Here is a 12796-nt window from a genome sequence, read left to right on the forward strand (position 1 = left end):
GCGGTCGAGTCACGTGAGGCACACGCGATGAGGCGCGGGACGGTCCCGGTGCGCGGCTACGCGGTCACCCGCTGGTCGCGTGCCTTCGTCGACGTTGTCGAGGGCAGAACCGACATCGCCGACGCCACCGGCGCACAGCGCGCGGGCTCGGTCACCGAGTCAGCAGACAGCCGACGAATCAGCAAGGCGCGACGATACTTTCGCGACCGCCACGTCCATCGCCTGTCCATCCGCCCCGGCCAGGTGACCGCATCGGTCGAGGGCAGCCAACTCGAACCGTTCGACGTGATCCTCTCCATGCGCACGGTCGACGTCGACACCGTCGCCACGCTGCTCCGCAGCGTCGCCGGTGTCGCGGAGGTGATGTCGGTTGCGCGTGGTGAACAACCACCGATCGTCGGCGAGCTGCTCGGGCCGACGGAGTCGGCCGACATCGCCTCGCAGTGCACGTGTCCCGACGAGTCGGTCCGGTGCATCCATGTGCTGGCCGTCGCCTACGAGGTTGCCGCAGAGATCGACCGCTCCCCACTCACGCTGTTCACGGTCATGGGCACCGACCTGCCGTCGCTGCTCGACGCTCTGGGCAATGACAGCGGCACAGCTCCGGACGAGTCCGCCGAGCCGAGCAAGTCGGGCACCAACGGCGAGAGCAACGACCGCAATGGGAACGCCGAGCACGACGACCTCGGCGCCGTCGACTTCTTCGGAACACGTGCACCGCTGCCACCGCTGCCTCGGCCGCCACGCGGCAACCCGCTCACCGACCTCGACGGCACGGCGTTGCGCGCGGCCCTGCGGGCGTCCGGGGTAGCGCCCGGCGACATCGCCGAAGCCGTCGACGAACTCGGCGACCTCTACGACCGGCTGGTGCAGGAGTAGACGCTGTTCGGCCGCGGGCATTCATGCCTGCACGTAGGCCTCCGCGTACTCCTCGCTGGGGGCAATGGGCGCGATGATGTCGAGCAGCACGCCGTCGGGTGCGGCAATGATGAAGTGTCGCTGACCGAAGTCCTCGTCGCGAAGAGGCAACACCACATTCACCCCCGCCGAGCCGACCAGCCGACTATGGATGCCGTCGACGTCGCCGACTTCGAGGTTCACGATCACGCCTCGCGGAAGCTCACCGTATCCGCTGGGGACCGTCGGGTGATCGTGAGCCAGGATCGCCAACTCGTAGTCGCCCAGGCGCAGGCTGACGTACCAGTCGGATTCGAAGGTCGTCTCGAAGCCGATGAGATCGCGGTAGAACGACGCCGCTGCCTCGACATCGCGCGACATGAGAACTGGATACAGGCTGGTGACGGACACGGAGCACTCCTTTACATACAATGTGAATGTAACGCGATCAGCTTACATACTGTCTGTACGTAAAGAAAGAGGATCATGCCTCGTGCTTCCGCGGCCGCCGCCGCCCAGACGGCCGAACGCATCCTCGACTCGGCGACTGAACTCTTCGCCACCCGAGGCTTCAGCGAGGTATCCCTCGATGACGTCGCCCGCGAGGCCCGGGTGACGCGAGGAGCCGTCTACCACCACTATCGAAACAAGGCCGGGTTGTTCGGCGCGGTCGCCGCTGCGCTCCAGTCCGACGTCGCGCGGGCTGTCGTCGCGGCGGCGCACGAAGCGGGCCCGCAGCCGAGCGAGCAACTCCGGGCAGGATCACACGCATTCCTCGATGCGATCACGTACGGTTCCGCCGTACGCATCCTGCTCATCGATGCCCCCGCGGTGATCGGCTGGCAGGAATGGCGCCGGCTCGACGCTGCGAACTCGGCAACGCACCTGCGCGAGGCGCTCCGCGACGTCGGAGTCGCCGAAGACCTTCTCGATGCATCCACCGCACAACTCTCCGGTGCGATGAACGAAGCGGCGCTGTGGACGGCGCAGCACGCCGACACCGACCTGGCACGCGAGCAGTCCCATCTGGCGCTGGACAGACTGCTCGCCGCCTACCTGCCCTGAGGCCAGGGCAACCCGCAGCGCACGCCACGACAAGAGGCCCGGATCTGCAGAAACTGCAGATCCGAGCCTCTCACCGGTCTTTGTGGACCGTCAGCCAGATCAGGGTGTCAGAAGTCCCAGTCCTCGTCCTCGGTGTTGACCGCCTTGCCGATGACATACGAGCTACCCGAACCGGAGAAGAAGTCGTGGTTCTCGTCGGCGTTGGGCGACAGCGCCGACAGGATCGCGGGATTCACGTCGATGTCGTCGCGCGGGAACATCGCCTCGTAGCCGAGATTCATCAACGCCTTGTTCGCGTTGTAGCGCAGGAACTTCTTGACATCCTCGGTGAGCCCGACCTCGTCGTAGAGCGCCTCGGTGTAGTCGGATTCGTTGTCGTACAGGTCGAACAACAACTCGAAGGTGTAGTCCTTGAGCTCCTGGCGACGCTCCGGGGTCTGCGTCTCCAAGCCGCGCTGATACTTGTAGCCGATGTAGTAGCCGTGCACGGCCTCGTCGCGGATGATCAGCCGGATGAGGTCGGCGGTGTTGGTGAGCTTGGCCCGACTCGACCAGTACATCGGGAGGTAGAAGCCGGAGTAGAAGAGGAACGACTCGAGCAGCGTCGAGGCGACCTTGCGCTTGAGCGGATCGTCGCCACGGTAGTAGTCCATGACGATCTGCGCCTTGCGCTGCAGTTGCTCGTTCTCCTCCGACCACCGGAACGCCTCGTCGATCTCCTTGGTGGAACACAGGGTGGAGAAGATCGAACTGTAGCTCTTCGCGTGCACCGACTCCATGAACGCGATGTTGGTCAGCACCGCTTCCTCGTGCGGTGTGGTCGCATCCGGGATCAGCGACACGGCACCGACGGTGCCCTGGATGGTGTCGAGCAGCGTGAGGCCCGTGAAGACACGCATCGTGAGCTGTTTCTCGTACTCGGTCAACGTGTTCCACGATGGGATGTCGTTGGAGACAGGAACCTTCTCGGGCAACCAGAAATTGCCGGTCAGGCGGTCCCACACCTCCGCGTCCTTCTCGTCGGGCACTCGGTTCCAGTTGATGGCCGAGACCCGGCTCACCAGCTTGATGGGTGCGCCGTCTGCGGGACTGTGCGTGCCTGCGGTCATGATGGTCGCCTCCTGGGGCGGTGTTGACGGTTGGGAGGTGTGCGGGGTGTGGTGGTTACAGCATGCAGCTGACGCAGCCCTCTACCTCGGTACCCTCCAGTGCGATCTGACGCAGGCGGATGTAGTAGAGCGTCTTGATCCCTTTGCGCCAGGCGTAGATCTGCGCCTTGTTGACGTCGCGCGTGGAGGCGGTGTCCTTGAAGAACAGCGTCAGACTCAACCCCTGGTCGACGTGTTGGGTCGCGGCGGCGTAGGTGTCGATGATCTTCTCGTAGCCGATCTCGTACGCATCCTGGTAGTAGTCCAGGTTGTCGTTCGTCATGTACGGCGCCGGGTAGTAGACGCGGCCGATCTTGCCTTCCTTACGGATCTCGATCTTCGCCGCGACCGGGTGGATCGAGCTCGTCGAGTGGTTGATGTAGCTGATCGATCCGGTCGGGGGCACCGCCTGCAGGTTCTGGTTGTAGATGCCGTCGCGCGCCACTGCAGCCTTCAGCTCACGCCAGTCCTCTTGCGTCGGGAGGTCGATCTCGGCCTCGGCGAACAACTCCCGCACACGGTCGGTCGCGGGCTCCCACGCCTGATCGGTGTACTTGTCGAAGAACTCGCCGCTGGCATACGTGGACTTCTCGAAGCCCGCGAACGACCTACCGCGTTCGCGCGCAATCGCATTCGACGCCCGCAATGCGTGGAACAGCACCGTGTAGAAGTACATGTTCGTGAAATCGATGCCCTCGTCGCTGCCGTAGAAGATGCGCTCGCGTGCGAGGTAACCGTGCAGGTTCATCTGGCCGAGGCCGATGGCATGCGAATCGTTGTTGCCCTTCTCGATCGAGGGCACCGAGGTGATCGCCGTCTGGTCGCTCACCGCGGTCAGGCCACGGATGGCCGTGTCGATCGTCTGCCCGATATCGGGGGAATCCATGGTCTTGGCGATGTTGAGTGAACCCAGGTTGCACGAGATGTCTTTGCCCACATGGGAATACGAGAGGTCGTCGTTGTAGGTCGAAGGCGTCGAGACCTGCAGGATCTCCGAGCACAGGTTGGAGTGGGTGATCTTTCCGTCGATCGGGTTCGCCCGGTTCACCGTGTCCTCGAACATGATGTAGGGGTAACCCGACTCGAACTGCAGCTCGGCGAGGGTCTGGAAGAACTCACGCGCCTTGATCTTGGTCTTGCGAATCCGACGGTCCTCGACCATCTCGTGGTACTTGTCCGTCACGTTGATGTCGGCGAACGGCACCCCGTAGACACGCTCGACGTCGTACGGGCTGAACAGGTACATGTCGTCGTTGTTCTTGGCGAGCTGGAAGGTGATGTCGGGGATGACCACACCGAGGCTCAGCGTCTTGATGCGGATCTTCTCGTCGGCGTTCTCACGCTTGGTGTCGAGGAAGCGGTAGATGTCGGGGTGATGTGCGTGCAGGTACACCGCGCCGGCACCCTGCCGTGCGCCGAGCTGATTGGCATACGAGAACGAGTCCTCGAGCAGCTTCATGATCGGAATGACACCCGAGCTCTGGTTCTCGATCTTCTTGATCGGCGCGCCGTGCTCACGGATATTGCTGAGCAGCAGCGCGACACCACCACCCCGCTTGGACAGTTGCAGCGCCGAATTGATCGCTCGCCCAATGGATTCCATGTTGTCTTCGATGCGAAGCAGGAAGCAACTCACCGGCTCACCGCGCTGCTTCTTTCCCGAGTTGAGGAACGTGGGTGTCGCAGGCTGGAATCGGCCCTCGATGATCTCGTCGACCAGCGCACGTGCCAGCGACGTATCGCCGTCGGCAAGCGTCAGCGCGACCATGCACACACGATCCTCGAAACGCTCGAGGTAGCGCTTTCCGTCGAACGTCTTGAGCGTGTAGCTGGTGTAGTACTTGAACGCTCCGAGGAACGTCGGGAAACGGAACTTCTTGCCGTAGGCGTGACCGAAGAGCAGCTTCACGAACTCGCGGTCGTACTTGGCGAGAACCTCCGGCTCGTAGTAGTTCTCCTCGAGGAGGTAGTCGAGCTTCTCGTCGAGATCGTGGAAGAACACAGTGTTCTGGTTGACGTGCTGCAGGAAGTACTGATGTGCAGCTTCACGGTCCTTCTCGAACTGGATCTTCCCGTCGACGTCGTACAGGTTCAACATCGCGTTGAGCGCGTGGTAGTCGAGCTCACCCGGATCGTGATCGGCCGGGCCGGCGTGCACGCCCGACACACTCGCCGACGTGGTGGTGTCCGGGACTGTGGATTCCGAGACGGATGCGGTAGGCGACACGAAGAGACTCCTCGGAGTGTGGGGTGCGTGTGGAGGTGATGGAAGGGTTGCCGGATGGTCGAGACGATAGCGGGCGGTACCGACACTCAGGCTCGGACGTTGGCTGCCGTCTCGGGATCGACGAAGGCGTCGCTGCGCGAGAAGTCGGCCAGACCGCTACGGACGCGGTCGACGTCGTCAGAAGTGCCCATGAGCTCGAACCGGTAGAGATACGGAACCGAGCACTTACGCGAGATGATGTCGCCGGCGAGACAGTACTCCTCGCCGAAGTTCGTGTTCCCCGCGGCAATGACGCCACGGATCAGCGAACGATTGTGTGTGTTGTTCAGGAACTTGATGACCTGCTTCGGCACGAAGCCGTTGCCTCCCGTCGACGACGGTTTGCCGCCGCCGTAGGTAGGACAGATCAGGACGTAGGGTTCGTCGACCTCGAATACCGCACCCCCGGACCGCTCGCCGTCGAGAACCGGGATACGCGCGGCGCGCATTCCCAGCTTCTCGACGAACCGATGAGTGTTCTCCGACACCGATGAGAAATAGACGATCAGTGGTGACTCGAGAGACGGAGACGTTCGAGACGGCTGTGACGTGAGAGATGGTGATTCAAAAGATGATGTTGTGAGAGACATTCGATCCGGCTTCCCCTTCGGATCGTGATGCGAAGGCTTCAGGCTGCGCGTGTTGCCAATGCTTTGATGCGGTCGAGACGGAAGCCCGACCAGTGCTCGTCGTCGGCGACGACAACAGGCGCCTGCAGGTAGCCGAGAGCCATGACGTAATCGCGAGCGTCTGCATCCTGGGTGATGTCGACGACCTCGTACTCGATGCCCTGCTTGTCGAGAGCCTTGTAGGTGGCATTGCACTGCACGCAGGCCGGCTTGGTGTAGACGGTGATGGCCATCAGATTGCTCCTCGGTCGTGGTGACGTCGTACTGCCTCAGGTGGTTCTCCAGAGTGAAGATAGTGATCTGGGTCACCGACCTCACCGCCGCCTCGGAGGGTTACAAGCGATCCTCGTCGTCGGCCTTGCTGGTGTTCCAAACACTACACCTTGTGTCTGACATTTGGTTGCACCACTAGAGCTTGTAATCACATCGATGAAAGTCGCAGGTCGCAGGCCTACACGATCGTGAACTCCGGCGTGTCGTCCCGCCAAATGCAGCGGCCGCCCTGGTCGGGACTCACACATTTGTGATTCTTCCGACACGGGCGGCCGCAACAGACCCTCACCGATCGCTACCTCATACCGATACCGCAACCTCGGATCCCAGTACGCGCACGGCGTCGACGGCTCCGTCGATGACCTCGGCGGGAAGTCGGCCCGAGTCGTCGAGCTGGCTTCCGGACACTCCGAACTCCACCTCCTCGACGACCTGTCCGCCCGCGATCTTCACCGACTTGCGGATGTCCTCACGCGACCACGTGCCTCCGAAACGGCCAAGCGCGACCCCGATGACACCGACCGGCTTGCCGGTCAGCGCACCCGCTCCGTACGGGCGGGACAACCAGTCGATGGCGTTCTTCAACACCGCGGGGGCCGAACCGTTGTACTCGGGCGTGACGATCAACACGGCATCAGCCGCGGCCACCCGCTCCCGAAGCGCGACGACCTCGGGATCGAGTACGCCGTCGGTCGAACCCGGCGCGTGGTCGACGTCTTCGTTGTAGAACGGCACACGACCGATGTTCTCGACCACCGAGAATTCGATACCGGCGGGGGCATTGCGAACCACGGATTCGGCGAGCTGCTTGTTGATCGACGCCGACCTCAGGCTGCCGACCAACACGGCGACGGTGACGTTGGCGTTCTGTGCTGTGATGTCGTGATCTGGCACGAGACTTCTCCTTTTTATGGCGTTACACTTGCTGGGTAAAACCGGACCGCGGTCCGATTTGTTCCACCGAGATTGCTCCGCAGCGCGGATCCGTCAACCGTTAGGCTCATCACATGCGTAAAGAGGTCGAGGGAGGACCACGGTCACTGCAGTTGACCCAACCCGACAGCGTCGAACGCGCTGACGCGGCACGTAATAGGCGATTGCTGCTGGCCGCAGCGAAAAACCTGATCGACAATCACGGCGCCGCCGCGGTCACCATGGATGCGGTCGCGCGCGAGGCAGGCGTCGGCAAGGGCACCGTGTTCCGACGGTTCGGTAGCCGAACCGGGTTGATGTTCGCCCTCCTCGACCACTCCGAATCGGAGCTACAGCAGTCCTATCTCTCGGGCCCCGCGCCACTCGGACCGGGCGCCGATCCCCTCGACCGCCTCCTCGCCTACGGCGCCGCGCGGTTGAAGATGAACGCGGCGCACCTCGACATCCTGCTCGAGGCAGACCTACCCGGCACCGAGTTCTGGAGTCACCCCGTGTCCCAGGCGTCGAGCCTTCATGTCCAGATCCTGCTGCGGCAGTTGGGTTTCCCGGATCCGGTCGAGGTGACGGCAATCGCCCTGCTGACCCCGCTCGGTGCCACCGCCGTCAAACACCTGACCGAGATTGTCGGTCTCGACCTCGAGACGATCATCACGCAGTGGCGCACCATGGTGACCTCGATGGTCGACGGCTTGTCGCGCAACTGACGATCGCACGCCCGGCGCACAATCGACCTCGCCGCGCGCGACGCCACGATCGGCCCTAGCCTGTTCATGGTGGAAGGGAAGACAACGTGAAGGCAGTCATCATCGGTGCGGGCATGGGCGGCATGAGCGCGGCTATCGCCCTGAAACAACTCGGATTCGACGTCGCGGTCTATGAGCAGGTGACCGAGAACAAGCCGGTCGGTGCCGCTATCTCGGTGTGGTCCAACGGCGTCAAATGCCTCAATCACCTCGGACTCGAGGAAGAGACCGCGGCGCTCGGAGGCATCGTCGACACCATGAGCTACGTTGACGGCCACACGGGCGAGACCATGTGCCGGTTCAGCATGCAGCCGCTGATCGACGAGGTCGGCCAACGCCCCTACCCCATCGCGCGGGCCGAGTTGCAGCTCATGCTCATGAACGCCTACGGATTCGACGACATCAACTTCGGTATGAAGATGGTCTCCGTCGAGGACGGACCCGACGCTGCCACAGTGCAATTCGCCGACGGAACCAGCGTCAGCGGCGACATCGTGATCGGCGCCGACGGCGCGAAATCACTGACCCGCGAATACGTTCTGGGCGGCCCGGTCACCCGACGCTACGCGGGCTACGTCAACTTCAACGGCCTCGTCGCCACCGATCCGGCCATCGGCCCGTCAACCGAGTGGACGACGTATGTCGGTGACGGCAAACGGGTTTCGGTGATGCCGGTGGCGGGCGACCGCTTCTACTTCTTCTTCGACGTCCCGATGCCCGAGGGACAGCCCTTCGAGCGGGGAACCGCCCGCGAGGTACTCACCAAGGAGTTCGACGGCTGGGCGCCCGGGGTGCAGACGCTCATCGAGAAGCTCGATCCCGCAACGACGAACCGCGTCGAGATCCTCGACCTCGACCCGTTCGACACCTGGGTCAAGGGCCGCGTGGCGGTACTCGGCGACGCCGCGCACAACACCACTCCCGACATCGGGCAGGGCGGCTGTTCGGCGATGGAAGACGCTGTGGCACTGCAGTTCGCCTTCCGCGATCACCCCGACGACGTGTACGCCGCGCTCGCCGACTACCAGGCCGCGCGCGCCGAGCGCGCGGGGGACCTTGTCCTCCGTGCGCGCAAGCGCTGCGACGTGACACATGCGAAAGACCCCGAGAAGACGGCGCAGTGGTACTCCGAACTCCGAGAAGAGGACGGCACCAACATCATTCGGGGCATCGTCGGCAACATCGTCGGCGGTCCGGTCACCTGAGCAGCCGGCGGTAGCGGGTAACCGGGATAACCGCTGCCCGCGCTAACCGCCTGTCTGCTGCGCGCTCTCCGGCGGGTTGACAGCGATACCTGCCGGATCGGCACCCATGCCGTCGTGCGCGACGAGCGCGTTCTCACGCGAGAGCGTGGGCCCCGCGACGAGCAGCGAGATCACATCCCACGGAGCGGGCGTCGGCGATACGCCGAGTCGCAGGACCGACCCCGTCTTCGCGTCCGGCACGCCGTACCGCACACCGGTATCGGCGACGTAGAACCTCGATTCCGCACGTGCACTATCTGATTCGTTTCCGGTCACCTGGACATAGGCGCCCGAGCCCGGTCGCACGTACACCTGGTCGACGCCGGGGCCCGACCCGTCGGCACTCGCGACACGGACCGGTCTAGCACCGCCGGGCAGCGGCAGGGTATCGCCGACGAGCAGCGTTGTCCGAGCCGCATCGGCGCCGCGCGCCCACGCCCGGCACACCGTACCCTCGCCGGCTGTGACGAGATGCGGTGTCGTCGTGGGGAAGTCGGCAATGGGCAGCTCGTCACGCATCGGACTAGCGGCGACTACGCCTGGCGCGACGGTCGCCACGGGCGCGGCGTCGTCACGCTCAGCGAGACGCAGAATCTCGGCCGCGGCCGCGCTGATGGGTTGAACACCGCTGCGCAGCACCACGTAATAGCCTGCGACGCCATTGGCTGCTGTCGTCTTGATGACCGAACCGACACGTGCTCCACCGCCGGCCAGTGAACCGACCGACAGTGAACTCACGCCACCCTCACCCGCGATGTCCGGCAACGTCAACGGGTCGACCTCGGGAAAAGTGTTGAGCAACCCGCGACTGATCGGCCGCGGCGTCCGACCCTCCAGTCCCAGCGCCCGCAGCACCGGAACGCTGGTCGTATCCACCTGCGCGCGAACAGGTGTCGGGTGTCCGTCGCGGTCGAGCTGGTAGATCAGGAACACCCCGGCACCATCGGTCACGTACAGGGCATCGTCGGCGTTCGCGGCACGGATGTCGGCCCCGAGTTCCGGTTCGCCTGCGACGACCGTCAGCGCTCCGCTGCGCGCGCCGACCGAACCCGCCCCGACCCCCGACGCGCCATCGGCCGCACTCGCATCGGAACTGTCGCACACCGTCCACGCGGAAACACTCGAGACCGGCAGCGCCGACGGCGCACCGGGGATACCGAGGAGAGGACCGCGCGGGTATCGGGCAAGCTTCTTCTCCGACGCCGACGCAGGCTTCTCGTCGCTACCCGTGATGAGTCGTGCCGACGCCAGGTTGAGCACGGGGTGCATGGTGCCGTCGATGACGACGTAGGTGCCACCGGTCTTCGCCGCGACGATGGTCGACTTGCCCACGGAGCCTTGCGGACTGACAAGGCCCCACACCGCGAAACCTGCGAGCACGAGTACGCCGAGCACCGCCCCGACCGCCAGGGCACGTCCCTGTGAGCGCATCGGGTCATGCAACATCCGCACGTCTCGACGAATCAGCGCGTGATCGAGACGGCGCAGCAGAAATCTGTAGCCGTTGACCTGCGCTCGGGTTGTCAGTTGACGCGCCATACTCCCCCTCCCCCAACATCGTTCCCCACGCGCTGTAGTGGCACCGCCTGTGTCAGGGCACTTCTCGCGTGACACCTGGCCTGCGCAACATCACTGCGCAACATCACGACGGCTGACCGGCGCGGTAGTAGCCTAACCGAACCGGACACGCACAAAACCGGCAATCCGGCATCACGTCTTCGGCTGTGGACAACATCCGATTCGACGCGCGCGGGCTCGGAAAACGCTCTACTACTGGGTGATACGTGTGCGCGGCGGCCGGCACACGGGCTGGTACAGGTTCGGGGAGAGGGAGCAACCACATGGCGTTCGAGACGGGGCCGTCCACGCGCTCACGGCTGCCCGGATTCGCGACGCTGGTCGGGATCGAGGCGCTGTTGGCCGCCGGGTTCATCGGCTGGTGGGCCGCGGGCGGCCGAGCGGGGGTCGTCGCACTCGGCGCGGCGGCGCTCATGGCGGTGACACTCGTACCGATCGCCGGTCGACATTCTCTGGCGGACAACATGATCCGTCGACTCGGCTTCTACTGGTCCCGGGCACGGCGTCGTGTCGCCGAGCTCGCACCCGCACCATTCGACGTACCCACATCAGGTCGCAGGCCGCGCGCCTCCTCTCTGAATGTGCGCGCAGAGGATGGCCCCATCGGTGTCCGCTGGGCAGGCGGCACGATGATCACCGTCCTGAGGATCTCCCCCGCACGCTGCACCCCGACGTTCCTGTCCCCATTCGGATGCGAGACGGCCGAACCGGAACTACCGCTGGCGACCCTCGCCGGGTGCATCGACCCCTTCGACATTCCGCTCTCGTCGATCGACGTGATCAGCCACGGCGTACGGGTCGGCGGCGTCGGACAGGCGGCCGCGATCTACGAACGCATCCTCGGCCCACTTCCCGCGACGACGCACCGCAGCACCTTCGTCGTCCTACGACTCGATCCGACGCAATGCCCGAACGCGGTTGCCCGCCGCGGCGGAGGCGCGACCGGGGCCCTGCGCACCGCGACCATCACCACGCGACGGGTTGCGCGCCGACTCCGCGAATGCGGGCTCGTCGCCACTCCGCTCAACGCTACCGAGATGCGTGCGCTCACAGAGCAATTGACTCATGGCTCGGATCCGGACTCGATGACCGAAGAGTGGTCGCAGGTCACAGCGGGACGAGTCCGTTTCCGCACCGCGGCGATCGATCCCCGCGACCTACCGCGACTCTTCGGCACCGCATGCCCCGGGGCGCTCGCGACAACGATCACCCTCACCCTGTCCCACGGACAGGACGGCAAGCTCCGGGTGCGCGCGCTGATGCGCGTCGACGACGCCCCGGACGCCGGACGCGTCGTCGACACCTGGCCAACAGGTGCCACACCGCTCGATGGACGGCAGTTCGACGCCCTCACGGCGTCACTCCCCTATGCCGCCGCGCATCGGATGCACCGCGGACCGCACGCGACGTCGGGCGCACAGGCCGACGCATTGCTCGACACTCTCCGGATACCGGTCAGCGGCTGCGGTCAGTTGATCGGCGCCGACCACACCGGTCGTGCGGTCACGTCGCGACTGTTCGGCCCCGGCATATCAGAGGTCGCCCTGATCGGCGATGCGCGCCTTGCCGCACAGATCGTGCTGCGGATCATCGCGACCGGCGGCGCAGTCACGGTGCACACCTCGCGTCCGGACGGGTGGCAACACCTCGTGGCGCGCGTCGGCGATCATCACGTTCTGAGTTTCGCCGACCCCCACGGCGACCTCGACGGCGGCGGGCGGATTCACCTCTTCGACGGTGTCGCACCGCGCTCCGTCTCAGCAGGTACGACACGAATCGTCGTCACCAACAATCAGGCGACAGTCGACGAATCCTCCACCACCGCAATGGAAGTGACTGCGGTCGAAGTGAGGCAAGATCCCACACGGCCGCACGACGTGACGCTGCGAACGGCTGATGCCTGCGTCCGGGTCACGATGGTCGCGACTCCCGAGGAGTCGCGGTTCAGCGACCAGCCGGCAGAGCAGCCGATGCCCTACCCCAGGCGTCCCGACCGATTTGGACTACTCGTCTGACAACA

Annotated in this window: 12 protein-coding genes; 5 read left to right on the plus strand and 7 right to left on the minus strand. The window is 64.7% G+C overall.

Going from position 1 to position 12796, the window contains the following annotated elements; translation table 11 throughout:
- Window positions 1–27: 27 nt before the first annotated feature.
- Window positions 28–879, plus strand: coding sequence for an SWIM zinc finger family protein (locus A5785_RS14490; protein WP_039855638.1), 852 nt, complete (start codon window positions 28–30; stop codon window positions 877–879).
- 21 nt (window positions 880–900) lie between these two features.
- Here A5785_RS14490 and A5785_RS14495 read toward each other — a convergent pair whose 3' ends face one another.
- Complete coding sequence (locus tag A5785_RS14495) at window positions 901–1308, minus strand: VOC family protein (protein WP_064867146.1); 408 nt, start codon at window positions 1306–1308, stop codon at window positions 901–903.
- Window positions 1309–1383: 75 nt separating this feature from the next.
- Here A5785_RS14495 and A5785_RS14500 point away from each other — a divergent pair, with 75 nt between their 5' ends.
- Complete coding sequence (locus tag A5785_RS14500) at window positions 1384–1962, plus strand: TetR/AcrR family transcriptional regulator (RefSeq protein WP_064867148.1); 579 nt, start codon at window positions 1384–1386, stop codon at window positions 1960–1962.
- 107 nt (window positions 1963–2069) lie between these two features.
- Here the strand turns inward: A5785_RS14500 and nrdF are convergent, their stop codons facing one another.
- From nrdF to A5785_RS14525, 5 genes are all read right to left on the minus strand, one after another.
- The gene (gene nrdF / locus A5785_RS14505; protein WP_005206006.1) at window positions 2070–3071 is read right to left on the minus strand and encodes a class 1b ribonucleoside-diphosphate reductase subunit beta; all 1002 of its coding nucleotides are present in this window, start codon (window positions 3069–3071) and stop codon (window positions 2070–2072) included.
- 55 nt (window positions 3072–3126) lie between these two features.
- Window positions 3127–5337 carry a class 1b ribonucleoside-diphosphate reductase subunit alpha gene (nrdE, locus tag A5785_RS14510; RefSeq protein WP_064867150.1) on the minus strand — a complete coding sequence of 737 codons (2211 nt, stop codon included), beginning with the start codon at window positions 5335–5337 and terminating at the stop codon, window positions 3127–3129.
- 86 nt (window positions 5338–5423) lie between these two features.
- On the minus strand, window positions 5424–5966 hold the full coding sequence (gene nrdI / locus A5785_RS14515; protein ID WP_231895474.1) for a class Ib ribonucleoside-diphosphate reductase assembly flavoprotein NrdI: 543 nt from the start codon (window positions 5964–5966) through the stop codon (window positions 5424–5426).
- 38 nt (window positions 5967–6004) lie between these two features.
- Window positions 6005–6238 carry a glutaredoxin-like protein NrdH gene (nrdH, locus tag A5785_RS14520; RefSeq protein WP_005174646.1) on the minus strand — a complete coding sequence of 78 codons (234 nt, stop codon included), beginning with the start codon at window positions 6236–6238 and terminating at the stop codon, window positions 6005–6007.
- 340 nt (window positions 6239–6578) lie between these two features.
- Window positions 6579–7172, minus strand: coding sequence for an NADPH-dependent FMN reductase (locus A5785_RS14525; RefSeq protein ID WP_064867152.1), 594 nt, complete (start codon window positions 7170–7172; stop codon window positions 6579–6581).
- Between the two features lie 113 nt (window positions 7173–7285).
- Here A5785_RS14525 and A5785_RS14530 point away from each other — a divergent pair, with 113 nt between their 5' ends.
- Window positions 7286–7915, plus strand: a complete 630-nt coding sequence (locus A5785_RS14530) for a TetR/AcrR family transcriptional regulator (RefSeq protein ID WP_064867154.1) — start codon at window positions 7286–7288, stop codon at window positions 7913–7915.
- 86 nt (window positions 7916–8001) lie between these two features.
- Complete coding sequence (gene hpxO / locus A5785_RS14535; RefSeq protein WP_005205997.1) at window positions 8002–9159, plus strand: FAD-dependent urate hydroxylase HpxO; 1158 nt, start codon at window positions 8002–8004, stop codon at window positions 9157–9159.
- A gap of 42 nt (window positions 9160–9201) precedes the next feature.
- Here hpxO and eccB read toward each other — a convergent pair whose 3' ends face one another.
- Window positions 9202–10737 (minus strand): type VII secretion protein EccB, encoded by a 1536-nt coding sequence (eccB, locus tag A5785_RS14540; RefSeq protein ID WP_064867156.1) that lies wholly within the window; start codon window positions 10735–10737, stop codon window positions 9202–9204.
- Window positions 10738–11039: 302 nt separating this feature from the next.
- Here eccB and eccE point away from each other — a divergent pair, with 302 nt between their 5' ends.
- Complete coding sequence (eccE, locus tag A5785_RS14545) at window positions 11040–12791, plus strand: type VII secretion protein EccE (protein ID WP_064867158.1); 1752 nt, start codon at window positions 11040–11042, stop codon at window positions 12789–12791.
- Window positions 12792–12796: the final 5 nt, after the last annotated feature.

Origin of the sequence: Gordonia sp. 852002-50395_SCH5434458, assembly GCF_001665905.1 — a bacterium.
In the GTDB taxonomy this organism is placed as follows: domain Bacteria; phylum Actinomycetota; class Actinomycetes; order Mycobacteriales; family Mycobacteriaceae; genus Gordonia; species Gordonia jacobaea.

What these genes read in the sequence shown, in the direction of transcription:
- A5785_RS14490 (WP_039855638.1), top strand. Translation starts at nt 28, where the DNA reads ATGAGGCGCGGGACGGTCCCGGTGCGCGGCTACGCGGTCACCCGCTGG.
- A5785_RS14500 (WP_064867148.1), top strand. Translation starts at nt 1,384, where the DNA reads ATGCCTCGTGCTTCCGCGGCCGCCGCCGCCCAGACGGCCGAACGCATC.
- nrdF (WP_005206006.1), bottom strand. Translation starts at nt 3,071, where the DNA reads ATGACCGCAGGCACGCACAGTCCCGCAGACGGCGCACCCATCAAGCTG.
- nrdI (WP_231895474.1), bottom strand. Translation starts at nt 5,966, where the DNA reads ATGTCTCTCACAACATCATCTTTTGAATCACCATCTCTCACGTCACAG.
- nrdH (WP_005174646.1), bottom strand. Translation starts at nt 6,238, where the DNA reads ATGGCCATCACCGTCTACACCAAGCCGGCCTGCGTGCAGTGCAATGCC.
- A5785_RS14530 (WP_064867154.1), top strand. Translation starts at nt 7,286, where the DNA reads ATGCGTAAAGAGGTCGAGGGAGGACCACGGTCACTGCAGTTGACCCAA.
- eccB (WP_064867156.1), bottom strand. Translation starts at nt 10,737, where the DNA reads ATGGCGCGTCAACTGACAACCCGAGCGCAGGTCAACGGCTACAGATTT.
- eccE (WP_064867158.1), top strand. Translation starts at nt 11,040, where the DNA reads ATGGCGTTCGAGACGGGGCCGTCCACGCGCTCACGGCTGCCCGGATTC.